The organism is Streptomyces sp. ALB3 (genome assembly GCF_044385685.1).
Lineage (GTDB): Bacteria > Actinomycetota > Actinomycetes > Streptomycetales > Streptomycetaceae > Streptomyces.
The window spans coordinates 310,707-334,889 of the sequence record NZ_JBISCE010000008.1; the positions used below are offsets into that span (position 1 = coordinate 310,707).

Sequence of the window (24,183 nt, forward strand, 5' to 3'; positions counted from 1 at the left end):
CAGACTCCCTGAGCATGAATGACCACGTGTGTCTGCGAGACGTCAGCCAGGCCGACCTGGAGGTGTTCCTCGCCCAGGAACACGACCCGGAGGCCGCGCGCCGGTCGAACTTCCCGCCCCGCGAACGCGAGGCCTTCATGAGGCACTGGACGACGAAGGTCCTGGGCGACCCCACCAACCTCGTGCAGGCCGTCACCGTGGACGGGCAGCTGGCGGGCAACCTGGTGGCGTGGTGGCACGAGGAGCGGCGCTTCATCGGGTACTGGCTCGGCCGGGAGTACTGGGGCCGGGGCGTCGGCACTCAGGCGCTCGGCCTCTTCCTGGACCGGGAGACCACCCGGCCCCTGTACGCCGACCCCTTCGCGGGCAACACCGGTTCGGTGCGGCTGCTGGAGAAGCACGGCTTCCGGCGCACCGGCACGGTCACGTACGGCGAACACGAGCACATCATGCTGGAGCTCCGCTGACTCCACCGGCTCCGCCAGCCGCACGGACCCGGCCTACGGGGCGGCCGGTGCTCCGGCGCGGTGACCGCGCCGGAGGCGGGTCCGCCCGGCCCGGACCCGCAACGTGTGCCGCACACGGCCGAGTTGCCCGGTCCGTAGCGGGGCGGGCAGGGCGGGCAGGGCGGGCAGGGCGGTCCCGGTCGTACGGCTCCACTGTCAGTGCCCCCTCATAGGGTGAAGTCATCACTCGGGGAGCCTCGGAGAGGGGGCGGAAGCGTGTCCGCCAACAAGATCAAGCACAAGGTGAACCACGTCGCGCTGGTAGTGGACAGTTCGGGTTCCATGTATCAGCACCAGAGCCAGCTCATCCGCGTCGTGGACGAGTTCGTGGCCGGTCTCAAGGCCGAGTCCGACAACCTCGGCCACGAGACCCGGATCAGCCTCTACTCCTTCGACCACAGGGTGGAGAACCTGGTCTGGGACATGGATGTGAAGCACCTGCCGTCCATGCGCGGCCTGTACAAGGTCAACAACGGCGCCACGGCTCTCATCGAGGCCTCTCTCAAATCCCTGGACGACCTGGGCCATATCTGGGAGGAGTACGGCGAGCACAGCTTCCTCCAGATCGTGGTGACCGACGGAGAGGAGAACGCCTCCGGGGGCGACAGGCGGCACGACGGCGACATGGCCATCCTCGGGCCGTGGCTCGACAGGATCTCGGCGAAGATGGGCGCGCTTCCGGGCCACTGGACCTCCGCGATCCTCGTCCCGAACTCCCTGGCCAAGCGCACCGCTCAGAACTACGGCTTCCCGGCTGGGAACATCGCCATCTGGGACGCGGACTCCCAGAAGGGCGTCGAGGACGCGATCGGTACCGTGCGCGCCGCCGCCACCAGCTTCCTCCGGGGCCGCGAGCACGGCGTGCGCGGCACGAAGAACCTGTTCGCCGTCGGCCAGGACATATCGGTCGACGAGGTGCGGGCGAACCTCGAACCGGTCCCGGCCGACAAGTACCGGCTCCTGAAGGTCGACAAGGAGACCGAGATCCGGTCCTTCGTCGATTCGCACCCCGGTGTGTCGTACCGGCGCGGCTCCTGCTACTACCAGTTGGGCGCCCGGGTGCAGGTCCAGCCCGACAAGGAGGTCATCGTGGTCGAGAAGGACACCGACCGCGCCTACACGGGCGACGCGGCACGCAGCCTCCTGTTCGGCACCGGCATCCACGGGACCGTCTCCGTGAAGGCGGGGAACAACCCCAAGGTGGAGGTGTACGTGCAGAGCCGTTCGGTGAACAGGAAGCTCAAGCCGAACACGCGCCTGCTCATCATGCTCTGACACGCGGAACCTCCGGACGGCCGTCGGCGTGTCCACACGACAGCCCCACACGCCCACGGCCCGCCCGCGCCCCCGGACGGCATGGCGTGGGCACCGGGCGCCGTCACCCAGATCCGCCCCTCTCAGCCGTGCGCGCCCGGTTGGACCGCGCCCTCCGGGGTCAGGCGCGCCGAGGGCGGGAACGCGGCCGGCGCTCCCGCCCGGCCGGTCCGGCCGGGTGGCCGTGCACAGATGTCGGGTTCACTGCGTCCGGACGAGTTCGCGGACATACTCGATGTCCCCGCAGTCGTCCTTCAGGTACGTGTTCCTGGCCTCGAGGAAGACCGCCCCGAGTTCGGCGCGACGCGCGTCCGGCACGTTCTCCCGGGCTCCGTTGAGGATCGTGCGCTCCTCCTCGTCGAGGTGGTGCGTGACGGCCGTCGCGAGCTCCTCCAGCTTCTCGTCCCACTCCTCGGAGCCGGCCTCCTCCACCTCCATCAGGGCGAGGAGCGCCTCATTGCCCTCATGGTGCTCCTCCTCACCGTGCTCGACCTCCTCGTCGTCCACGTTCCGGAACCGCTTGAGCGCCGGGTAGACCTCGGCTTCCTCGGCCTCTCCGTGGGCGATCAGGAGCGCGGCGAACTCCTTCAGAGCCGCGCTCCGGTCCTCCTCGACACTGCGCATCCGCCGCAGGAGCTCCTCCATGGCGCGATGGTCCTCGAGAATCACGGCCACCACGTCACACGTCTCGGACACCCCAAGCTCCTCTCCTCGTCATTGCCCCGCTGGTACCCCGGGAAGAGGGCGGCAAGCGGAGTTCCGCGCCGGACCGACGGTGGGCGCGGGCCGCGGGAGGCGCGGCTGTGGGCGCCCGGACGACACCGGTCGAGGAGTCCGCGGCCCGGTCACGAGACCGTGAGGACCGGGCCCGGAACGTCCTGCTCAGTAGCCGTAGATCATCTTGTAGGCGACCTCGGGAAGGAACTGGCCGGCCGAGGAGCCCCCACCGACGCCGCAGTTGCCGTCGGACTCGCCCGGCGTCTTGATCCACAACAGCATCTCGGCGCCTCCGCCGGTGCGCGTGGGGGTGCCGATGCGTCGGCCCGAGGGGTTGCACCACTGGCCGTTGGAGCCGTTGCCGTTACGGCTGGTGTCCACGACGAACGGCTTCGTGTAGCCGTAGCGGGCGCCCAGTTCGCTGTTGACGGCATTGCCGTAGGCCGTGTTCTCGGCGGTGGTGAAGTAGTTGGACACGTTGAGGGAGAAGCCGTGGGCCTGTCGCAGCCCGGCTTCATGGAGGCGCCGGGCCATGGTCGCCGCGTTCGCCCAGCCGGGGTTCCCCGCGTCGAGGTACGTCCAGGTGTTGGGTGCCTGGCGGCTGAACGAGGCGAGAGCGCCGGTGAGCATGCCCTCGCGTTGGTCGATCTGGTCCTGGGTCATGCAGCCGTAGTCCCCGAGGGAGTCCGGTTCGAGGATGACGACGGCTGGCCGGCCGCCGATCCCGCCGGCGAACTGCGAGATCCAGTCGGCGTAGGCGGACGGCGAGGCGGCCCCGCCCGCCGAGTGGCCGCCGCAGTAGTCACGGTTGTAGATGTTGTAGGCGACGAGTACGGGCAGCTTGTCGGCCTGGTCCGCCGCGCCCGCGTACGCACCCGCGGCGGCGCCGACGGCGCCGCTCCACGAGCCGAACCAGCGCGCCATCGGGGTGTCGGCGACGGAAGCTCCGACGGCCGGCGCCCGGCCGTCGGATCGGTTGGCGGCGACCCACCTCTTCGCGCTCGAGTCGGGGTCCACGTAGAACCCGTTCGTCATGGTGGTCGGGTCGGCCGCGTGGGCGGACGGGGCCACCGCGAGCGTCAGCGGCAGAGCGACGAGCGAGGCCAGCAGGGTGCGGAGTCTGCGGCGCATGGAGCTACCTCGTTTTCCTGGCAGGGACGCGTCCGTGCGCTCTCGTCCCGAGCGTGCGGCGCGCTGAGGAAGTGCGGTGTACGTGTCGTCGGGAGCGCTCCCACCGGAAGCACCGATCTGCGGGCCCCTCCTCGCCCGACCGTCATGGCCGGACGCTCCCGGAGAGGCCCATGTGTTCGTCATACCGAACAAGGATCGAACTGTCGGGCAACGTGATGATGGAGGGGCCGGTGCGCGCAGTCAAGGGATCCCGCACTATTCGCTTGACGGAGCGAAACTGTCGAAGGCGGCTCCAGGTGAAGCAGGTGCCCAGCCACTCCGGGCGGGGCGTGCGAGGCGATGGCTCATCCCGTCGTGGACGTGGGAAGCCGCCGTCGAAGACCTGTCGCAGGACGCCCCCGTGGCCGGGCGGGGTCTCCCCGGTGCCCGGCCCCGACGCGGCGCACAGCCGATGGCCGTGTACGGATGCCCGGCTCGGCCGACGGCCGGCCGACGCGTGTCCTACGGCTTCCGCGACAGGTGCGGAGACGTCCGGACGACTACCCGGAGACCGTATTCACCGGCTGCGACCGGCTCCCGGCGCCCGCGGGTACCGCAGGACATGGGCGTCGTCGGCTTCGACGGTCCGCCGGAGGCGCGCTGGCCGGCGGCGCCGCTCACGGCCGTCCGCCCACCCCTGTCCGACACGGGGAGGGTGGCGGCCCTGGCCGTACCCGACCTCGCCCGGTCCGTGACGCCCGTCTCGCCGCGGGTGGAACCGGCGACGCGACGGGTGGTCAGGGCGAGTGCGTCGCGGGTCCCCGGCACACGTGGGGGCGCGGCACCCGCCCCCGTCGGCCCCGGGGGCCGACGGCCTGTTCGGTCAGGGCCGTTGACACCCCCTGCGTGTGTCCGTAACTTGCGTCCACGTCCGACCGACAATTCTCGGATCACTTCCGGAAGGTGCGTCGATGCCAACCCACGAGCGAGTCGCCGTCTCCACGGCCGAGCCGGGGCACCTCGCCGTCCGTGAGGTGCTCGTGGGCCGGGCCGGGTAGGCGGCCCGGCCTCAGCCGGACGGGGATCGCCCGCGCCGGGCCGGGCCCGGGACGGCGCGGCCGGCCCGGCTTCCCGGGCGCCACCTGCCGGTGATTCTTGAGCGACAGTCGGCCGCTCCTCCGCCCGGTGCCGAGCACCGAGCGCCCCGGCCGGGGCCGGTCGCCGCCCGGCGCCGGTGTCGTCCGGCACCCCCTTCGTCACCGCCGCCCGCACCTCCGGTCCCTTGGCCGGCCAGTGGGCGGAGTAAATGCGGGTCCACGCCGCAGGCCTTCCTCGCCGCGTCACGGAAATGAGCGCTTCTCCGGTCACCGGAAGGCCCGTCCGGACAATCGGAAAGGCCCCGGGACTTGGGTCCGCACGTCCGCGCCGACACGGGGCGCGCCGGATCCGAACGGCGGATCCCCAAGGTGATCGCTCGCGCATCAGGGCCGTGAGAAACGTCCATTCTTCTGTATGCAGGCGGGAATGCCGGTATTCGCCGCTCCGGCCGTCACCCCGGTGCAGTCCCCGGTGAGGTGCGGAGGGTGACTTCACCTGCGCTCCCCACGCGGACCAGCAGCGACAGCGAAGCCCGAGCACTTCGCGACGTATTTCCTTTCAGTGCCCCGCCGGGCACCCTGCGGCCGACGCCAGGACGCCCGCACGATTTACGAAACATTACCGAAACTCTTGACATGCTCCTGCGGGATTTCCACACTGAAATCCGAGGCGGGTGTCGCCCATTCGTTCCGGCCGCCGGAGCCGAATGCCGCTCTCGGAGCATTGTGTCCCGGTGTGAGCGTCCACGTTCCGATGGACGCGGGCGTCGTCGACGCGGAGTGTTTCCGCCGCGTTCCCATCCTTCCGTACTCCTCATCTGGAGGCTCAGTCATGGGCTTAAACGTAATTCGTCCACTCACCGTCCGCCGGAAGATCGGCGGTCTGTGCCTGGCGGCGATCGTCGGCGTCCTCGGTCCCGGCATCGCGCTGGTGGCGCCGCAGACCTCGCACGCCGCCGAGAGCACACTGGGCGCCGCGGCGGCTCAGAGCGGCCGGTACTTCGGTACCGCCATCGCCTCGGGCCGGCTCAACGACTCGACGTACACGACGATCGCGGCCCGCGAGTTCAACTCGGTGACGGCCGAGAACGAGATGAAGATCGACGCCACCGAACCCCAGCGGGGGCAGTTCAACTTCACCGCCGCCGACCGCGTCTACAACTGGGCGGTGCAGAACGGCAAGCAGGTGCGCGGTCACACGCTGGCCTGGCACTCCCAGCAGCCCGGCTGGATGCAGAGCCTCAGCGGCAGCGCGCTGCGCCAGGCGATGACCAACCACATCAACGGGGTGATGGCCCACTACAAGGGCAAGATCGCCCAGTGGGACGTGGTGAACGAGGCATTCGCCGACGGCAGTTCGGGTGCGCGGCGGGACTCCAACCTGCAGCGCAGCGGAAACGACTGGATCGAGGTCGCCTTCCGCGCCGCGCGCGCCGCCGACCCGTCCGCCAAGCTCTGTTACAACGACTACAACGTCGAGGACTGGACCTGGGCCAAGACCCAGGCCATGTACTCCATGGTCCGGGACTTCAAGCAGCGCGGAGTGCCGATCGACTGCGTCGGCTTCCAGTCGCACTTCAACAGCGGCAGCCCCTACAACAGCAACTTCCGCACCACCCTGCAGAACTTCGCCGCCCTCGGGGTCGACGTGGCCATCACCGAGCTCGACATCCAGGGTGCCTCGGGCACGACCTACGCCAACGTGGCCAACGACTGCCTTGCCGTCCCGCGCTGCCTCGGCATCACGGTCTGGGGCGTGCGCGACACCGACTCCTGGCGGCCGGAGCACTCGCCGCTGCTGTTCAACGGCGACGGCAGCAAGAAGCCGGCCTACACCTCGGTCCTCAACGCGCTCAACGCCGACTCCACCACACCCCCGGCCGGTGGCGGACAGATCAAGGGTGTCGGTTCGGGCCGGTGCCTGGACGTGCCCGGCAGCACCACCGCCGACGGTACCCAGATCAGCCTGTGGGACTGCAACAACCGCACCAACCAGCAGTGGGCCCACACCGACGCGGGCGAGCTCAGGGTCTTCGGTGACAAGTGCCTGGACGCCGGCGGGACCGGCAACGGTGCCAGGGTCCAGATCTACAGCTGCTGGGGTGGCGACAACCAGAAGTGGCGCCTGAACTCCGACGGATCCATCGTCGGCGTCCAGTCCGGCCTCTGCCTCGACGCCGTCGGCAACGGCACCGCCAACGGCACCCTGATCCAGCTCTACTCCTGCTCGAACGGCAGCAACCAGCGCTGGGCCCGCACCTGACCTGCGCCTGGCCTGCCGGCGCGGCCACGCGTACGCGCCGGCGGCCGTGGACACGCCGCAGGCGTCCAGCGCCTCGCCGGTGCCGCGACTGACCAGGACCGGGCACGGTGTACACCGCCGGCCGGACGTGCGCCGGTCCGGGGGACGACCCGCCCGGCGCGAGCGGCGTCACGGCACGGGCCGGGGGAGGGGCCAGGGAGTTCGCCGCGCAGTTCCCGTGACACGTCATCCACACCAGGGGTGGAGCCAGGGCGGCCCTGGCTCCACCCCGTCGCGATCGTCCCGGAGTGGGCGAGCGCCTTGTCCGAGAGGTCGCGGAAGCCGGGGCGCCACGAGATCCGGGGCAGCCCGTCCTCGCCTGCCGGCGGCAGGGTCCCGTGCGGCCCGGTCACTGACACGGTGCGCGCCGTCCGCTACTTCGTCGCACCCTGGGCGAAGCCGTTGTAGATGTAGCGCTGGAGGAACAGGAACGCGATCAGGGTGGGCAGGATGACGAGCACGGCTCCTGCCGAGATGTTCTCCCAGTGGGCTCCGAAGGGGCCCTTGAACCGGAACAGGGCGGTGGAGATCGTGCCGAGTTCCTGGGAGGGCATGTAGAGGAACGGAATGTAGAAGTCGTTGTAGGTCGTGATGCCCTTGATGATCACCACGGTGGCGATCGCGGGCTTGAGCAGCGGAAAGATGATCTTCCGGTAGACCGTGAACGAGTTCGCGCCGTCGAGCCGCGCGGCTTCGTCGAGGGAGACCGGGATGCCGCGGATGAACTGCAGGAAGATGTAGATCGAGACGATGTCCGTGCCCATGTAGAGCAGGATCGGGGCCCACCGGGTGTCGAACAGCCCGAAGCTGTTGATGACCTGGAAGGTGGCCACTTGCGTGGTGACCCCGGGGACCAGGGTGGCGACCAGGAAGAGCCCCATGACGAGCTTCTTGGCCCGGAAGTGGAAGCGGTCGATGGCGTAGGCCGTCATCGACCCGATCACCACGGTGCCGGTGATCGAGAACAGCAGGATGAAGGCCGTGTTGCCGAACGCCGTCAGCATGTGGCCGTCCGAGAAGGCGGTGGCGTAGTTGCCGAAGTTCAGCCAGTCGCCGGGCAGCGAGAGCGCACCGCCTTCGGTGACCTCCTCGGACGTCTTCAGCGAGGTGAGAAGGACGACCGCGAGGGGGAGGAGCACGACCAGCGAGGCGACGACCAGCGACAGGTAGACGAGCGTCTGTCCGAGTCGGCCGCGCCGGCGAACGCTTCGCGGGTCCTGCCCGGAACGAGGGCGCGCGGAGGTCTGCGGGGCCGTGGTCATACGAGGTCCACCTTTTCGTCGGGCACGAGCCGGCGCTGGATCCAGGTGATCAGCAGAATGATCAGCAGCAGCACCACGGCGGCGGCCGAGGCCAGCCCCGTCTTGTTGAACTGGAACGCGAGTTTGACCGTCTGGATGACGAACGTCGACGTCCCCGTCGCCCCGCCGGTCATGATGTAAGGGATCTCGAACACCGCCAGGGACCCGGAGACCGCCAGGATGACGCTGAGGCTCAGGACGGGCCTGATGCTCGGGGCGATGATGTGGCGGAACTGCTGCCACCTGGTCGCGCCGTCCAGCTGCGCGGCCTCGTAGAGCTCGCCGGGGATGGACTGGATGGCGCCGAGGAACAGGACGAAGTTCAGCCCCGTGAAGCGCCAGACCGATACGCCCGCGAGCGAGGTGTTGGCAGACGTGGGGTCACCCAGCCACGCGTGGTCGGTGTCCGCACCGAACCAGGACAGGACCGAGTCCAGGGTGCCGCCGTCCTGGAAGAAGTACAGGAAGACGAAACCGATGGCCACGCCGTTGATGAGGTAGGGGAAGAACAGGAGCCCCTTGAAGAGATTGCGGTACCGCAGGTCGAAACTGAGCACCGTCGCGAAGTAGAGCGCGATGGCGATCTGCGCCACGGAAGCCGCGAGGTAGTAGAAGCTCACGAAGAACACCCGGAAGAGTTCGGGCCGGGTGAAGATCTGGACGTAGTTGTCCGCACCCGTGAAGTTCCGGTCCGGGCTGATGCCGTCCCAGTCCGTGAAGCTGTAATAGATCATGTTCCCCACAGGTACGTAGGTGAACGTGACCAGCAGCACCAGCGGTGCCAGCAGGAAGAGCCATGGGGTCGCGCGCCCCAGCAGTCGTCCTCGCACCCTGTGCCCGCCCGGGCCCTTGCCGCTCCGGGAGGAGGTCCTGCGAGGTGAGGGGGCGGCGCGGCGTGTCCTCACGCTCGCCACCTCGGTCGTCTCGGTCATGTCGGGGCCTTTCGTCATCCGCGTCGTCGTCCTGTGTGCGCGGGAGGGTCCGGGCCCCGGCCGGTGTGTGCGGCCGGGGCCCGCCTCACCGGCTCAGGAACCGGCGGTCTTCGCCGCCTCGTTCCACTTCGCGTCCAGGCCGCTGAAGTAGTCCTCGAGGCTGCCCTTCTCCGCGCCGCGGGCGATGTCGATCAGCTTCTGGCGGTAGTCGGGCTTGTTGAGCCCGATCTCGGCCGCGTTGTCGATCTCGTTGACCTCACCCGTGTCCCGCTCGGAGCGCTCCACGAAGGTGACATCGTTGTCAACGAAGTCCTTCAGGGTATCCGGCATCGGAGCCGCCTTCACGGTGGGAACGGCACCCTCCTTGACCGAGTAGCCGGACTTCTCGGTGAACCAGTCGACCCAGGCCCGCGCCGCCTCCTTGTGCTCGGAGTGGGCGTTGACCGCCTGCTGGTAGTCCGAGACGAGGGTGGCGCAGTACTCCTTGTTGCCCTTCAGGACCGGGAACGGCATGAACCCGAGGTCCTCCGGGTCCGCCCCGGCCTTCTCGGCCGCGTCCTTCATCTGCGTGATCGACCACGAGCCCAGCATCATGGTGCCGATCTCGCCCTTTGCGAGCTTGGTCTTGGAGGCTTCCCAGTTCGTGGTGTTGGGGTCCTTCTCCGAGAGGCCGCCCTTGACGGTGTCGTGCAGCAGGGTGTCGATCACATGGAGCTCGCTGCCCTCCTTCCAGGGGGAGACCGGTCCGGCGAGGTCGTTGGTGGCGTAGTTGTCGCAGGTCACCGAGCCGATGTTGGCGGTCCACTGGACCAGCGGCCAGCCGTCCTTGAAGTTGGTGTAGTAGGGGACGGCGTCCGTCCTGGCCTTGACCGCCTTGAGCCCTGCGAGGAACTCCTCCGGCGTCTTCGGCCACTCGGTGACGCCGGCCTTCTTCCAGACGGCCTTGTTGTAGACGAAGCCGTTGGCGGTGCCGAACTGGGCGAGGCCGTAGACCTTGCCGTCGACGTCCGTCTTGTCGCTGAAGCGGTACTTCTCCGACATCTCCTTCGAGGTGCCGAGGGGTGCGAAGAACTTCGGGTAGTCGTTCTTGGAGACGGCGGCCGGGATCATGAGGACATCGCCGTAGTCCTCGGTGTTCATCCGGATCTTGACCTCACCCTCGTAGTCGGTGAGTCCCTCGAACTTCACCTTGACCTTGGGGTAGATCTTGTTGAACCGCGCCGCGTAGCCGGCCATGGCGCCGCTCTGGACCAGGTCCGTTCGCTGCGTGAGGACCGTGATCGTGCCGGTCGTGCTTCGCGGGTCGTCGGGCGCCTTCGCCATCTCGGTCGACGCCGCGCCTCCGCCGCTGCATCCGGTCGCGGCCAGTGTCGCAACGGTCAGAAGTGCGCCTGCGAGCGTCTTCGTCTTCCCCATGTGCCCAACTCCTCTAGATGGCGGCTCAGCTCTGCGGTGGGATGTTGGCACTATGACAGGAGGTGTGTGAACCGGTAAAGCTCCGATTTCCATGACGATGCCCAATCGTTACCGGCGCGTCCATCAGCGCAGTACAGGGGGCCTCTGTGTGGTCACGGAGTTACGGCAGCGTAACTAGACCGGTTTATGGACAGTGATCGATCGGCGGGTTAAGTTGTGCGCCGACATACCTCCGCCAGCGCGCCTGAAGGCGATTGGAGCCGCACCATGAAGGACGTCACCCCGCTCACCGACGGCTGGAGCCTGCGTCATGACCAGGCGCTGCTGCCCGCGCAGGTCCCGGGCTGCGTGCACACCGATCTGCTCGCCGCCGCGGTCATTCCCGACCCCTTCCTCGGACTCAACGAGACCGAGGTCGCCTGGGTCGGCCGACGGGCGTGGACCTACGTCAACGACGTCTCGCACGACAGCCGGCACGAGCGGACCGACCTCGTCTTCGACGGCCTGGACACCGCGGCCGGGATCACCTTCGCAGGGCGGGAGATCGGTACGACCAGGAACATGCACCGCACCTACCGGTTCGACGTCACAGGGCTGACCGGACCGCTCGAGGTGCGCTTCGCCTCGGCCTACGACGAGGCCGAGGCGGTGCGCGCGGTCACCGGGGACCGGCCCAACGTGTATCCCGAGCCGTTCCAGTACATCCGCAAGATGGCCTCCAGCTTCGGCTGGGACTGGGGGCCGACCCTCGTGACCGCCGGTATCTGGCGGCCCGTACGCCTGGAGCACTGGTCGACCGCGCGCCTCGCGTCCGTCCGCCCGCTGGTGACCGTCGACGAAGCCACGGGAAACGTCGAGGTCAGGCTCCAGGTGGAGCGCACACCCCGGGGGGCGGGCAGGAGCCTGCTGGCCCGCGCCACGGTGGCCGGTGAGAAGGCGGAGGCCCGCTTCGAGGGTGACGAAGCCGTGCTCCGCCTGACGGTCGACCGGCCCCGGCTCTGGTGGCCGCGCGGATACGGCGACCAGCCCCTCCACGACCTGGACGTCACCCTCCTCGACGAGGACGGGGAGCTGGACACCTGGCACCGGCGCATCGGGTTCCGTACCGTCGAGCTGGACCGGAGCCCCGACGCGCGGGGCACGGGCTTCACGCTCGTGGTCAACGGCGAGCGGGTGTTCGCCCGCGGGGTCAACTGGATCCCCGACGACGTGTTCCCCTCCCGCGTCACCCCCGAGCGCTACCGCACCCGGCTCGCCCAGGCGGCGGACGCCAACGTCGACCTCGTACGGATCTGGGGCGGCGGCATCTACGAGGACGAGGCGTTCTACGACGCGTGCGACGAACTCGGGCTGATGGTCTGGCAGGACTTCCTCTTCGCCTGTGCCGCCTACCCGGAGGAGCAGCCCCTGCGCGGTGAGGTGGAGGCCGAGGCTCGCGACAACGTTGTCCGGCTGATGCCGCACGCCAGCCTCGTCCTCTGGAACGGCAACAACGAGAACCTCTGGGGCTTCCGCGACTGGGACTGGGAGCCCGGGCTCGCCGGTGACTCCTGGGGCGAGGGCTACTACCTCGGCCTGCTGCCCCGCGTGGTCGCCGAACTCGATCCCACCCGCCACTACGCCGCCGGCAGCCCCTGGTCCGGATCGTGGGACCACCACCCCAACGACCCCGACCACGGCACGTACCACTCGTGGGAGGTGTGGAACCGCCAGGACTACGCCGAATACCGAGCGAACGTCCCCCGGTTCGTCTCCGAGTTCGGCTGGCAGGCGCCTCCCACCCTGGCCACGCTCCGACGCGCCCTTCCCGGAGAGATCCTGGCGCCCGACTCCCCGGGCATGCTGCACCACCAGAAGGCGGAGGACGGCAACGGCAAGCTCAACCGGGGGGTCGAGCGTCACTTCACCCTGCCCGAGGGCGACTTCGACCGGTGGCACTACCTGACCCAGGTCGTCCAGGCCCGAGCCGTCGCCGCGGGCATCGAGCACTGGCGCTCGCACTGGCCGGCCTGCGCGGGCACCGTCGTCTGGCAGCTCAACGACTGCTGGCCGGTCAGCTCCTGGGCGGCGATCGACGGGGACGGGCGCCTCAAGCCCCTCCACCACGAGCTGCGCCGGGTCTACGCGGACCGGCTGCTCACCCTGCAGCCGGGCGACGAGGGTTTGGTGCTCGCCGCCGTCAACCAGTCCGCGACCCCGTGGCGCACGTCGGTGACACTCAGCCGGCTCGAAGCCGACGGTACGCCGCTCGGCCGGAGCGTACTGGAGGCGACCGTCGCCCCGCGCTCCGTCCTGCGGCTCCCCGTCCCCTCCGGCACGGTGCCGGCCGGGTCCACCGCCAAGGAGTTCCTCGTCGCCGACGCGGACGGTCTGCGGGCCGTGTACTTCCCGGTGCCCGACAAGGAGTTCGCTTACGTGCGGCCGGACTTCGACGTCGAGGTGGAAGCGGTTCCGGGAAGCGGCGGTAAGGTCGACGTCGTGGTCAACGCGCACACCCTCGTCAGAGATCTCCTGCTTCAGGCCGACCGGCTGGGCCCCACCGCCGCCGCCGACCGCGGCCTCGCCACCTTGCTGCCGGGTGAGCAGATCCGCATCCGCGTCGACGGCTGCGGCAACGTGACCGCGGACGACGCCCGGGCCGCCTTGTTCTGCGCGGATACGAAATGAACGGCCCGGCGCGCATCACCATCAAGGACGTCGCGGCCCGGGCGGGTGTCTCCAAGGGGGCCGTCTCGCTGGCGTTCAACCAGAAGCCGGGCGTCTCGGACGCCACACGCCGACGGATCTTCGAGGCCGCGAAGGAACTGGGCTGGGCGCCCAACCTCACCGCCCGCAGTCTGTCCAGTCAGCGGGTCGACATCATCGGACTGGCACTGTGCCGTCCCGCCCGGCTGCTCGGACTCGAACCGTTCTACATGGACTTCATCTCCGGCATCGAGAGCGTGCTCGCCGAACGGTCGTACTCGCTGCTCCTGAGGCTCGTACGCAATCTCGACGAGGAGACCGAGCTCTACACGTCCTGGTGGCGCAGCCAGACGATCGCCGGTGCCATCCTGGTCGACTTCCACGAGGACGATCCGAGGGTTCCGTCGCTGCAGGCCGTCGGGCTGCCGGCGGTGGCCGTCGGGCATCCGTCCCTCACCGGGTCCTTTCCCGCGGTGTGGACCGACGACGCCACCGCCGCGGCCGAGGCGGTCCGCTATCTGGCGGCACTCGGGCACCGGCGCATCGCACGCGTCGGAGGCCCGGTCGGCCTCGGGCACAGTGCCATCCGGGCCAACGCCTTCGCGGCCACGATGCGGGAGCTGGGTCTCGAGGAGGGCCGGCAGATCGCCACAGGCTTCGACGGAAGCGAAGGAGCCAGGGCCACGCGCTCCCTTCTGGTGTCGGCGGAGCGCCCGACGGCCATCGTCTACGACAACGACATCATGGCCGTGGCGGGCGCCGGCGTCGCCGCCGAGATGGGCTTCGTCGTCCCCGACGACGTGTCGCTGATCGCCTGGGACGACTCGCAGCTGTGCCGGATCACCCATCCGACGCTGTCGGCCATGAGCCATGACGTGCACAGCTTCGGGGCGCAGGTGGCCCGCACCCTGTTCGCGGTCATAGAGGGCCGGCACAGCGGTTCCGTCCAGGTCCCGACACCGTCGCTCACCCCGCGCGGTTCCACCGCACAGGCGCCCGTCACGAGCTGACCGCCGCATCATGACAGCACTGCGGCCTCCCCGCCCGGACCGGCGGGGAGGCCGCGGTGCTGTCCGGTGCGGGGAGGCCGCGGTTCAGGCGGCGCGCGAGGAGGCGCCCGGGCGGTGACACGTCAGGGGAAGCTGACATCCACAGTCGCGCGGAAGGCGGTTCCCCTTCCGGTGACCGTCACCGACTCACCGGCGGGCACGTACACCGCGCTGCCGGCGGGCAGTACGAGCTCGCCCTCAGGGCCGGTGACGGAGACGGTGCCCGCCGTGCAGACGAGGATCTGCGGGGCGAGAGAGCCGAGCGCCACCGCTTCCCGCCGCACACCGGGCCGCACGACCGACAGCTGGAAGTCGTCCACGAAGGACGCGAACACCTCCTCGCCGCCGGACGTGGCAGTGGGCCGCAGGACCCGTAGGCCGTACGCCGAGAACCTGACGACGCGCAGCAGCTCCTGCGGGTCCACGTGCTTGGACGTCAGACCGCACCGCAGCACGTTGTCCGAACCCGCCATGACCTCCACCCCCAGGCCCCGCACGTAGGCATGCGGGATCCCGGCCCCCAGACACAGTCCCTCGCCCGGGGCAAGACGGAAGTGGTTGAGCATCAGAGCGGGCAGCAGACCGGGGTCGCCCGGGTGCGCCCGCGCGAGGGAGTCGTAGACGGCGAACGCGGCCCGGAGCGGGCCGTCGCCGCGCGCCTCGCGTGCCACGGCGCGCGTGACCTCCTCCACGAGGGAAGGTCCCTCGGCCAGGAAGGCGGAGAAGACCTGCCGCAGCGCCAGTTCCTCCGGTGCCGACCGCAGGGCGGCGACGTGATGCCTCAGGCCGTCCACCCGCAACGCGCTCAGCACATCGGCGCACTCCCGCACCTCACGGAAGCCGCAGAGCCCGTCGAACGAGCTGAGCGCGACGATCATCTCGGGCTTGTGATTGCCGTCGGGATAGTTGCGGTGCGGGGCGTCGACGGGAATCCCGCGCGCGTTCTCCCGCGCATGCCCGGCGGCAGCCTCGGCGAGGTCGGGGTGCACCTGGAGGGAGAGCGGCGCGTCGGCCGCCAGCAGCTTGAGCAGAAAGGGGAGACGCGGCCCGAAGCGCCGCAGTACCGGTTCCCCCAACTCGGCCGCCGGCGCCTCCTCGATGACCCGGTCGAGGGGCTGGAGCTCCCCGCCACGCTCGACCAGGGACGGAGCGGCCGGATGGGCGCCCATCCACAGTTCGGCCTGGGGGGTTCCGTCCGGTTCGACGCCCGTCAGTTCGGGAAGAGCCGTGGTGGACCCCCAGCTGTAGCGACGGATGGTGCTGATCAGGCGGTCCACTCGGTGGTCCCCTTTCGTGGTCGACACCGACCGGCCGGACGACGGCCGCGGGGTGAGCGCTTCGACGGTGCGAGATACGGAATCCGGCTTCTGGCGCGGAGTTACGGGCGGGAGGAAGGTGCGAGCACGGGGGTGCCGGCCCGCGTGGACGCGACGGCGGCTGCCCCGATGAGCCCGGCGTCCAGAGCCAGGAGCGCCGGCACGACGGGCAGTCCGCGGGTGAAGTCGAGGACGGCGTAGTCGGCCAGGCACCGTCGCAGTGGCACGAAGAGCGTGTCACCGGCCTGCGCCACGCCACCACCGATGACCACGATGTCCAGTTCGACGAGGGCCGCCGTCACCGCGATGGCCGCTGCCAAGGCCTGGGCGGCGCGCTGGTAGGCCTCCAGGGCCCGCCGGTCCCCTCCCCGCGCCGCGGCCGCGACCGCCGCGGCCGTCGGTGCCACCCCGGCCGGCGCGGACCATCCCGCAGCCTGCGCCCGCGCGGCGATCGCCGTACCGCTGGCGAACCCCTCGACGCAGCCAGGAGCACCGCACGGGCACAACGAACCGTCCAGGTCGACGGTGATGTGCCCGATGTGGCCCGCGTTTCCCGTCCGGCCCGTGTGGAGCCGGCCGCCGAGGATCAGGCCGCCTCCCACGCCGGTGGACACCACCATGCAGAGGGCGTTCTCGGACTCCCGCGCCGCGCCGAGCCAGTGCTCCGCCGCGGCCATCGCCACCGCGTCCCCGACCAGCACCGGTCGCAGCCCCACGGGAAGCCGTGGGTGCGCGGCCACTTCGTCGACCAGCGGGAAGTGCCGCCAGGCAGGGATGTTGACCGGGCTGACCGTGCCCGCGGCGGTGTCGACCGGCCCCGCGCTGGCGATGCCCAGACAGGTCATCTCATCCCACAGCGGGTGTGCCGCCAGTTCGTCGATGACCGAGGCCACCGCTGACATGAGCACATCGGCGGACTTCCGTGCCGGAGTCGGCCGCTGCGCACGCAGCACCAGCGTGCCTGCGTCGTCCACGAGCGCTCCGGCGATCTTCGTGCCACCGATGTCCAGTGCTCCGTACACGGTCAAACACCTTTCGCGAGGGGGAGCGGGGTCCGTCACCCCGGAGCACACTCTGACGGGTCGTGACAACGTTGTCTAGTGAACGGTTTAGTTAAGGTCAAGGTTTAGTAATGCCGTCGCCGTATGCGAGGCGTGCGGAGCCGACACCTCCGCGCCGTGTGCCGACGGGAGCCGTCGGCACACGAGGCGCCGGCCGACTCCCGGGCGAGGTGAGTTCCGGTCCTGCACCGGTTTATCGACCTGGAACGTAAGAGCGTGTGGAGTGACTGTCAATCAGTCGCGACGCCCTGTTGTCGCTGCTGAAAGGCCACGGGTCCGGGGGTGGTGGGGTTGGCCTGGCTGTTTAGCGGTTTAGTAATGGCGAGGCCTTTCTGCTCGGCAAACGGATCGCGAACCCACTATTGACAGGGACGTAACACCCGGTGCCTCATGGTGTGGCGACGGCCCGTTCAAGCCACATCCGGCCGAAGTCGAAGCTGTCCGATGCCAGTTGTGCGGCGCGACCCCCCCACCCTCACGACGCCCGCGAAGTCTGCCCTCGATCCCACCCGCGCCGACGTGCGTGCGGCGCCTGCCAAGCGTGCCCTCATGGGGCCGGTGTGGTGTCAGACATCGTTGTCAGTGAGTATCGCCCGTTCCACTGCCTCGTCCCGCTCCGTACCCGTCCACGCACCCGCATGCGTATCCGAGGAGAGAAATGCGAAAGCCGAGAAGCACCCTGATCACGACGGCGGGCATGGCGTTCGCCGCCGCCCTGGGCCTGCTGGGCTCGATCGCCGGCCCTTCCGTCGGCGAGGCCGAGGCCGCGCCCACCGGCATCCGGGTCAGTGACGGAGACGTGGTCGAGGCGAACGGCAAGGCGTTCGTCATGCGCGGGGTCAACCACGCCTACACCTGGTATCCCGAGCAGACGACCGCCATCGCCGACATAGCTGCGAAGGGCGCGAACACCGTCCGCGTCGTCCTCGGAAGTGGCGACCGGTGGACGAAGACGAGTGCTTCCCAGGTCTCCGCCCTCATCGGCCAGTGCAAGGCGAACAAGGTCATCTGTGTGCTGGAGGTGCATGACACCACCGGCTACGGCGAGGACGGCGCCGCCACCACCCTGGACAAGGCAGCCGACTACTGGATCGGAGTGAAGAGCGCGCTCGAGGGCCAGGAGGACTACGTCGTCGTCAACATCGGCAACGAACCGTACGGCAACACGAACGCCGCGGCCTGGACCGGCGCGACGAAGAGCGCGATCAGCAAGCTGCGGAACGCCGGCATCGACCACGCCCTCATGGTGGACGCCCCCAACTGGGGCCAGGACTGGTCGGGGACCATGCGGAACAACGCGGCCTCGGTCTTCGCGTCCGACCCCGACCGCAACACCATCTTCTCGATCCACATGTACGGCGTCTACGACACGGCCGCCGAGGTGCGGGACTACCTGCGCCACTTCACCGACAACAAACTGCCCATCGTCGTGGGCGAGTTCGGTGACCGGCACAGCGACGGCAACCCGGACGAGAACGCCATCATGGCGACCGCGCAGTCCCTGGGCGTGGGCTACATGGGCTGGTCCTGGAGCGGCAACGGCAGCGGCGTCGAGTACCTCGATATGGTCAACGGCTTCGACGCGAACTCCCTGACGACCTGGGGTGACCGCTTCATCAACGGCGCCGACGGCATCGCCGCCACCTCCGAGACCGCCACCGTCTACGGCGGTGGGGGAGAGCCGGGCGGCGGGGGAGGCACGGGCAGCGGGACCGCCCCCAACGGGTACCCGTACTGCGTCCACGGCAGCTCGTCCGACCCGGACGGTGACGGGTGGGGCTGGGAGAGCAGCCGCTCCTGCGTCGTCCCGGGCAGCAGCGCGGACACCGGTGGCGGGACCGGCGACGGTACGGCCCCCAACGGGTACCCGTACTGCGTCCACGGCAGCTCGTCCGACCCGGACGGTGACGGGTGGGGCTGGGAGAACAGCCGCTCCTGCGTCGTCGCCGGCAGCAGCGCGGACCGCTGACGGAACCCCGTGCGTGGGGCTGGCTGCCCCCTGCCGTGCTGTGCGCACGTGCAGGGGGTGGCCGCACGCACGGAGCCGGCCGCCCCGTCCGCCGGCGTGAGACGTCTGCGCGGCGGGCGCACGGTGGGGCGTGATGTGGTCACTCGCGCTTGCGCGCGGTGAGTCGCCGGGCGAAGAGCGCCGGGCTCCGGAACGGTCGCTCCCGGTTCGGAGTGCCGGAGAAATCCCCGCACGTCCCTCCCCTCCGACCTCGCCTCGCACGTGCTGCGGGTCAGGGAGGGTGTGAGTCGGACACCGTGCGGCAGCGCCGCGCCATCAGACCGAGTGTCCGGTGTTCACGCCTCACACTTCACGCCCCTCAGGGAACGGACGGACGCTCACGCCGGGTCAGCGAACGGTCCGGCGCCCGGGAGGTCCATGTCGACGAAAGCCCGTGGGACGGCTGGATCACAGAGGCGAAGTGGACCGGCGGTGACAGAATCGGTGATGGGAGAAGTCCCCGTACAACCCAGATTTCAAGTACTACAACGAGGGCCGGCTCACTGCACAGGCCGACAAGTTGCTCGCCCTCAACGAGGATCTCGGAGGCAAGGGGGTCCGCTATATGGTGTCCAATGAATGGGGTGCCGCGCATGTGAACGAAGTGCTGTCCAAGGCCTCCCCCGAGGCCTATGCCAGCGGGCAGTTGAAGGCGTACCACGTGCCCTGCAACGGCATGAGTGGAATGAGTTCATGGCTGCAGTGATCGCAATGCTGGAAGAGCTCCGGGGTCTCACCCCGCTGACTGCCGAGGGCGCGGCGGCGCAGTTCTCGGCCCAGGAGTGGACGCCCGGAGGTAAACCCCGCCACGGTGTGGAGACGTCGTGGGACAAGGGCAGCATCGGGGCCTGGATCCAGACGTTTACCAGTGGGACGGTCAGCGTCTCGTTCGCCGTCTGGATCCGAGACGTCGACGAGTCGGGCTATTTCGACGACCTGGAGGCTGTCTACGAGCAGGGAGAGCAAGCGCTGGCCGACTACCTCCCCGAGGTCGAGAAGCCCCCGCTTGCCGGCCACCTCATCGAGGCCGAGCCGACGGAGGCGGACAGGGATGAGTTCATTGCGGTGAAGAAGTGGACCCTTGACGCCCGGATCCTGACTGCCGGCGTGATCCAGCAGGACACAGATCTTCCGGTGATGGTCGTGGTGGCGCTAGAGGAGCCCGGCGCTGCCTGACCCAGCCCGTATGCCAGGGCGTCCGCGCCTTCATCCGGGGCTGGGCGCGCCCTGACGTACGCGACTCATGGGGGAGGGGCCGGGCATCCAAAGACGAGCCGTACCGTACGCGGCTGGGCGTATAGCAAGGCCGCCCCTGCCCGGTCGGCGCGAGGCAGCCTTTTGTGGTTCTCGGTCAGACCTCGGCGAGACGGTTCGAGAGGTCGAGGGCGTCGGCTGCGAACGTAAGCGCAGCGCACAGGCCGGTCACCTCGTGGACGGTCCGGTGGACCAGGTGCGGCCAGGCGTCCGGGGCGGCGGGCCAGGAGGCGAGGTGCACCTCGCCGGTCGCCAGGCCCAGGTGGGCGGTGACGCCCCAGCCCCCGAGGGAGGAAGGCTGCCAGTGCAGACGGATGCGGCTGAGGGCGAGTCTTGGAGTTTCGGCGGCGAGCCATGTGACGTCGAGCGGGCCGTCGGGCTGGGCGGAGACGCGCCGGACCAGCGCGCCGCGTACGCCGTCCGGAATGGAGCGTACGGCGAGGCCGTGCAGCGGAAGGACGGACGAAGGGTGGTGTCGCGAGGAGATGGAAGCCCCCATGATGTTGAGGGAACTGGTCAGTCCCAGGAGAGGGGCGACGACGGTGGGCGTGCGAAGGAGCGGGTGGCGTTTCACAGCGGGCGCGATCCGGCTGATCTCGTTTCGCGCCGTGCGCGAGTTGAACTCGAACGACACCGAGCGGCTGAAGACCTGTGGCGCGTCCGACACGGCCAGGACGGACTTAAATCCCAGCCCGAAGCGCCCGGTCTCGTCCCCTCGTTTGCCGCTGAGATGCGCGTGAGTGATCGCGGTGGTCCCGTTCCTGGAGAACAGGCGACCGGTGTTGGCGCAGTAGAGGTCCGATTCTCCGGGTCGAGGACTATCGCGACCCGGCCCGCGGATTCACGCTGGTCGTCACTGATCCCATACATCGCGTCGGCGGCGTTCTGAACGAGTTCCAGAAGTATCCGATTGGCGTACCCGTCGACCCGGATGGACTCCTCGTGATTGGCGTGCTCGGAGACGAGGTGCGCATTGGCCCGGTAAGAGGCGAGGGCTCTGTCGAACCGATCCCCCACTTCCCGCGCGAGGCCCGGGTCCGGTGCCCAGGACCGCGGCGTGATCGTCATGAGCGACCGCCCCTCGTGTCGAAGGCGTCCGATTCGCCGGTGGGCGCAGGGCCGCTCGGAGCATCTATAACCATGTGCGGTTCGAACCCGATCGGGCGTGATATCGCCTCGCGTGCGGCGCGGAGGCGAGCCCCGCCCCGGTGCAGAATCGCAACCTCACCCCTACGTCGTCGCCGTTCCACAGCCGGACGTGCGTGATCCGACGCGTCTCGACTGGACACCTATCTGAACGATGCGACCGATGCGGACGCAATGAATCTGAATTAACCGACGGCTCCGCCATGGTCACCGGCAGATAGCGGCTCGCCTCGTCGACCACACGCGGTCGGCGTGACGCGACCGGCATGGACGTTGCGAGGTCGTTCGATGACAACGCTGCGTAAAGGCTGACGGTTGCTCAGAAGTGTCTGACGCCTCGTCGACTATTCAAGATCATCTTACATATGCGTTGCACAAGGTGCTGAAAAGCAACGGTGATCAGTGCAGGGTTGTGAAGGTAGTATTCGCAGGTCAGATGGCGTGTTGCGATGTTGTGCCCCTTGGCTCCAGGGGGCACAGCATCCCACCCGTCAGATGTCCCGGAAGAGACCAGCCGCTTAGCTGACCTGCGGGAACGTTGGACCACTAGCCTTTGACCTGGGAAACGGCCTTTCGGTTGTTTCACGCCTGTGCCCCTTGATGCGGCCGAAAGTCCCAGGAAAGTCCCAGAGGGCTCCCAAGGAGACCAGGTGTTCTTTCCAGGTCATGCGGGCTATGCAAGACGCCTTGGAGCTCAGCGGTCGGGGTAGTCGTCGGCCGGGGCAGAGGCGAATCCACGGCGGGTTGAATTCCTGACCTCTGCGGTCTGGGGCGACCGGATCCGGACACCCCCCGCTCGGCGGGGAGGATCGGCCCCGGACGTAGCCCATGACCGCGGCGTCCCGAACACCCCGCGTCGGCTGGGAGGACAATTGCTGACCTGCATCTTAGGAAGGGTGCAGGTCCCGCACTGCCCGCCCCACTCCATGCGCCACACCTGCGTCTCATGGCTAGTCCAGAAGGGAGTCTCCCTCTACGAGCTCCAGCACCTCCTCGGCCACGAAAGCTTTCAGACCACCTGCAGCTGGAAGCGCACAAGGCCGTCCTCGGGGCCTGGGAGCGGATGGAAACCCCGCTCTCGATCGCCGCATCAGCGTTCCTTCGCCCCTGTCCTGCTTGGACAGGAACGAAGCCGGTTGCGAGCGGAACACGATCACGATCACGATCGCGAGTTTGAGTCGGGCGGCTCTTCGTGGGGGAGCACCCTGCGGCCGTCCGCGTCGAACGGCCACGGACAGGCGTAGGCATCGACGTCGTCTTTATGCTCTGCATCCGCAGCCGAAACTCGCCGCTCAAGCGCGGTAGCGAGCGACCCGGTCGAGCGGGAGAGCAGGGCTCGAAGGCGACGCTCGTCTCTCGCGGAGTCATCTATGCTCGCGCCCAGTTGGTATGACCAGTTCGCTTCAGGGGGCGGAGAGCCGCATGGCCGATGAGATCAAGTACGAGTACAAGGCCGTGCAGACGGTTCGGGGCACCGACGGTTTGGTGATCTCGAAGATGCAGAAGGACGGATGGGAGCTCGTGGAGCAGCTCCCAGGCAGACTTCGCATCACCCTCAACTTCCGTCGGCCGAAGAGGCCACTGCCTTGGCGTCTGATCGGGGCGGGGGCTGCCGCACTCGTGGTCTTGGTCGCCATCATCGGCACGGGCGTTGCGTTCGGCGACGACGAGGAGAAGGGCGCGTCAGCCAGTTCGCCGGCCGCCAGTGAGAAGCCTTCCGCTACGCCGCCCGCAAACGAGCCGACCACCGCTGGGGTGATCACGGCGCAGAACAGTCCCGAGTTCGCAACGTTGTTGAAGGCGGATCCGTGTGGCGAAGCGAACGTGAACTTCGCAACCAAGCACGAGGGGCAGACGGTCGCCTTCGACGGGTCTATCAGGCACATGGCGGCCCACGCGGATGACCAGACCCGCTACGACTTCCTTCTCGGCCCGGGCGACAAGGGGCCGCAGACGACGGACGGCCCGAACTTCAAGTACGAGGACGTCAACACCGGCAACCTCTACCTGACCGGCAAGGAGGTCCCTGCCACCATTGCAGTTGGCGACAAGTTCCGTTTCATCGCCGAGGTGATCGAGTTCAACACGGCCCAGTGCCTATTCCGCCTCGCCCCGGTCTCGACGGAGACCCGGTAGCCGAGATGGCCAGCCTTCCCATCATGGAGGGAGCTGCCCGATGGAACGGCCCCCTGCTCCATCCATTCGAGAGTTTTGAACTTTCCCACCAGCTTGCCAGACGGCAACGCCATCCTTGACCCATGCTCGCATCCAGCCCTCCCCAACGGCTCGCCGACCACGTTCGACACCTCCTTGGCAGCGGACCGTTTCCCCAGCCCAGCGGATGGACCCACATGGGTGCTGTCATCTGCGACGTCAGCTTCCAGCCACGGTGCAACTACGAAAGGACTCTCCGACCGCGGCTCCTCCATTTGCAACTGAGCTGGGCTGATGCAAGAACAGTCCGCGGATTCCAGCGTCGGCTCGTCACGGAAGACCTTGCCGTGGCCCTGAAGTTCAACCACGCACAGAAGGTCGCGACGGCTCACGCCATCACCGACCTCCTCGCTGCCGACGGGGTCGATACCCGCGAGGACCTCAGCGCCTGGCTCGATCATCAGGCCAATCGCGCCGCTCTGCGCACGGTGAAGGGAGTGGGGCCGAAGAGCATCGACTACATAGGCAATCTCGTCGGCCGTTCGCACGTCGCCGTTGACGTACATCTGCGTGCCTTCGCCGTGGATGCGGGTGTTCCGGACCTCCCATACGACCAGTTGCGCGCCGTGTATGAGGAAGCCGCGGCGCTTCTCGGGCACGACAAAGGCGGGCTGGAGCATGCCGTTTGGCGGCATAGGTCGAAGGCCACGTAGCCACCCAGCGGGCCTGGCCGTTGTAGGTGCGGGTTACAGGAGGCTGATCGCTCGTGGACGATGCGCGGCCGAGTTCGCGGACCATGTCTCCGGTCCTCTCCT

General features: G+C 68.8%; 19 protein-coding genes. 11 read left to right on the forward strand and 8 right to left on the reverse strand.

The features are described 5' to 3' along the window. The first annotated feature begins 14 nt into the window (after positions 1-14). Together ACHFIV_RS08175 and ACHFIV_RS08180 are read left to right on the forward strand one after the other, a co-directional pair. Positions 15-467 (forward strand): GNAT family N-acetyltransferase, encoded by a 453-nt coding sequence (locus tag ACHFIV_RS08175; protein WP_398965104.1) that lies wholly within the window; start codon positions 15-17, stop codon positions 465-467. A gap of 255 nt (positions 468-722) precedes the next feature. Continuing rightward, complete coding sequence (locus ACHFIV_RS08180) at positions 723-1,781, forward strand: VWA domain-containing protein (protein ID WP_398965106.1); 1,059 nt, start codon at positions 723-725, stop codon at positions 1,779-1,781. 240 nt (positions 1,782-2,021) lie between these two features. On the opposite strand, the gene ACHFIV_RS08185 is transcribed toward ACHFIV_RS08180, so the two are convergent. Together ACHFIV_RS08185 and ACHFIV_RS08190 are read right to left on the reverse strand one after the other, a co-directional pair. Continuing rightward, on the reverse strand, positions 2,022-2,516 hold the full coding sequence (locus ACHFIV_RS08185; RefSeq protein ID WP_398965108.1) for a hemerythrin domain-containing protein: 495 nt from the start codon (positions 2,514-2,516) through the stop codon (positions 2,022-2,024). 186 nt (positions 2,517-2,702) lie between these two features. Continuing rightward, a complete protein-coding gene (locus tag ACHFIV_RS08190; protein WP_398965110.1) occupies positions 2,703-3,668 on the reverse strand; it encodes a glycoside hydrolase family 6 protein in 966 nt (321 codons plus the stop codon). A 451-nt stretch (positions 3,669-4,119) separates the two neighbouring features. On the opposite strand from ACHFIV_RS08190, the gene ACHFIV_RS08195 reads away from it, so the two are divergent. Together ACHFIV_RS08195 and ACHFIV_RS08200 are read left to right on the forward strand one after the other, a co-directional pair. Continuing rightward, entirely contained in the window at positions 4,120-4,680 is a 561-nt protein-coding gene (locus ACHFIV_RS08195; RefSeq protein WP_398965111.1) for a substrate-binding domain-containing protein, read from the forward strand. 896 nt (positions 4,681-5,576) lie between these two features. Continuing rightward, positions 5,577-7,007: an endo-1,4-beta-xylanase gene (locus ACHFIV_RS08200; RefSeq protein ID WP_398965113.1), complete on the forward strand. Its 1,431-nt coding sequence runs from the start codon at positions 5,577-5,579 to the stop codon at positions 7,005-7,007. A gap of 413 nt (positions 7,008-7,420) precedes the next feature. Here the strand turns inward: ACHFIV_RS08200 and ACHFIV_RS08205 are convergent, their stop codons facing one another. The 3 genes from ACHFIV_RS08205 to ACHFIV_RS08215 form a co-directional block, all read right to left on the reverse strand. Continuing rightward, positions 7,421-8,308, reverse strand: coding sequence for a carbohydrate ABC transporter permease (locus ACHFIV_RS08205; protein ID WP_398965114.1), 888 nt, complete (start codon positions 8,306-8,308; stop codon positions 7,421-7,423). After that, positions 8,305-9,279: a carbohydrate ABC transporter permease gene (locus tag ACHFIV_RS08210; RefSeq protein WP_398965115.1), complete on the reverse strand. Its 975-nt coding sequence runs from the start codon at positions 9,277-9,279 to the stop codon at positions 8,305-8,307. Before ACHFIV_RS08210 ends, ACHFIV_RS08205 begins: the two co-directional genes overlap by 4 nt. 93 nt (positions 9,280-9,372) lie before the next feature. Further along, on the reverse strand, positions 9,373-10,695 hold the full coding sequence (locus tag ACHFIV_RS08215) for an extracellular solute-binding protein (RefSeq protein WP_398965117.1): 1,323 nt from the start codon (positions 10,693-10,695) through the stop codon (positions 9,373-9,375). 267 nt (positions 10,696-10,962) lie between these two features. Here ACHFIV_RS08215 and ACHFIV_RS08220 point away from each other — a divergent pair, with 267 nt between their 5' ends. Beyond that, entirely contained in the window at positions 10,963-13,362 is a 2,400-nt protein-coding gene (locus tag ACHFIV_RS08220; protein ID WP_398965119.1) for a glycoside hydrolase family 2 protein, read from the forward strand. Then, positions 13,359-14,390, forward strand: coding sequence for a LacI family DNA-binding transcriptional regulator (locus ACHFIV_RS08225; RefSeq protein ID WP_398965121.1), 1,032 nt, complete (start codon positions 13,359-13,361; stop codon positions 14,388-14,390). Before ACHFIV_RS08220 ends, ACHFIV_RS08225 begins: the two co-directional genes overlap by 4 nt. Before the next feature lie 122 nt (positions 14,391-14,512). Here the strand turns inward: ACHFIV_RS08225 and manA are convergent, their stop codons facing one another. Further along, positions 14,513-15,706: a mannose-6-phosphate isomerase, class I gene (manA, locus tag ACHFIV_RS08230; protein ID WP_398965123.1), complete on the reverse strand. Its 1,194-nt coding sequence runs from the start codon at positions 15,704-15,706 to the stop codon at positions 14,513-14,515. A gap of 101 nt (positions 15,707-15,807) precedes the next feature. Further along, positions 15,808-16,773, reverse strand: coding sequence for an ROK family protein (locus tag ACHFIV_RS08235; protein WP_398965125.1), 966 nt, complete (start codon positions 16,771-16,773; stop codon positions 15,808-15,810). A gap of 691 nt (positions 16,774-17,464) precedes the next feature. Here ACHFIV_RS08235 and ACHFIV_RS08240 point away from each other — a divergent pair. Next, positions 17,465-18,775 (forward strand): cellulase family glycosylhydrolase, encoded by a 1,311-nt coding sequence (locus ACHFIV_RS08240; RefSeq protein WP_398965127.1) that lies wholly within the window; start codon positions 17,465-17,467, stop codon positions 18,773-18,775. A gap of 732 nt (positions 18,776-19,507) precedes the next feature. Next, positions 19,508-19,990, forward strand: coding sequence for a hypothetical protein (locus ACHFIV_RS08245; RefSeq protein ID WP_398965128.1), 483 nt, complete (start codon positions 19,508-19,510; stop codon positions 19,988-19,990). A 175-nt stretch (positions 19,991-20,165) separates the two neighbouring features. On the opposite strand, the gene ACHFIV_RS08250 is transcribed toward ACHFIV_RS08245, so the two are convergent. After that, on the reverse strand, positions 20,166-20,735 hold the full coding sequence (locus ACHFIV_RS08250) for a hypothetical protein (protein ID WP_398965130.1): 570 nt from the start codon (positions 20,733-20,735) through the stop codon (positions 20,166-20,168). Between the two features lie 1,405 nt (positions 20,736-22,140). Between ACHFIV_RS08250 and ACHFIV_RS08255 the strand changes: the two genes are divergently transcribed. The 3 genes from ACHFIV_RS08255 to ACHFIV_RS08265 all read left to right on the forward strand — a co-directional run bounded on the left by ACHFIV_RS08255 (position 22,141) and on the right by ACHFIV_RS08265 (position 24,081). Next, positions 22,141-22,458: a site-specific integrase gene (locus ACHFIV_RS08255; protein WP_398965960.1), complete on the forward strand. Its 318-nt coding sequence runs from the start codon at positions 22,141-22,143 to the stop codon at positions 22,456-22,458. 178 nt (positions 22,459-22,636) lie between these two features. Further along, complete coding sequence (locus tag ACHFIV_RS08260) at positions 22,637-23,350, forward strand: DUF4839 domain-containing protein (RefSeq protein WP_398965132.1); 714 nt, start codon at positions 22,637-22,639, stop codon at positions 23,348-23,350. A gap of 365 nt (positions 23,351-23,715) precedes the next feature. Further along, positions 23,716-24,081, forward strand: a complete 366-nt coding sequence (locus ACHFIV_RS08265) for a hypothetical protein (RefSeq protein ID WP_398965134.1) — start codon at positions 23,716-23,718, stop codon at positions 24,079-24,081. Positions 24,082-24,183 lie beyond the last annotated feature (102 nt).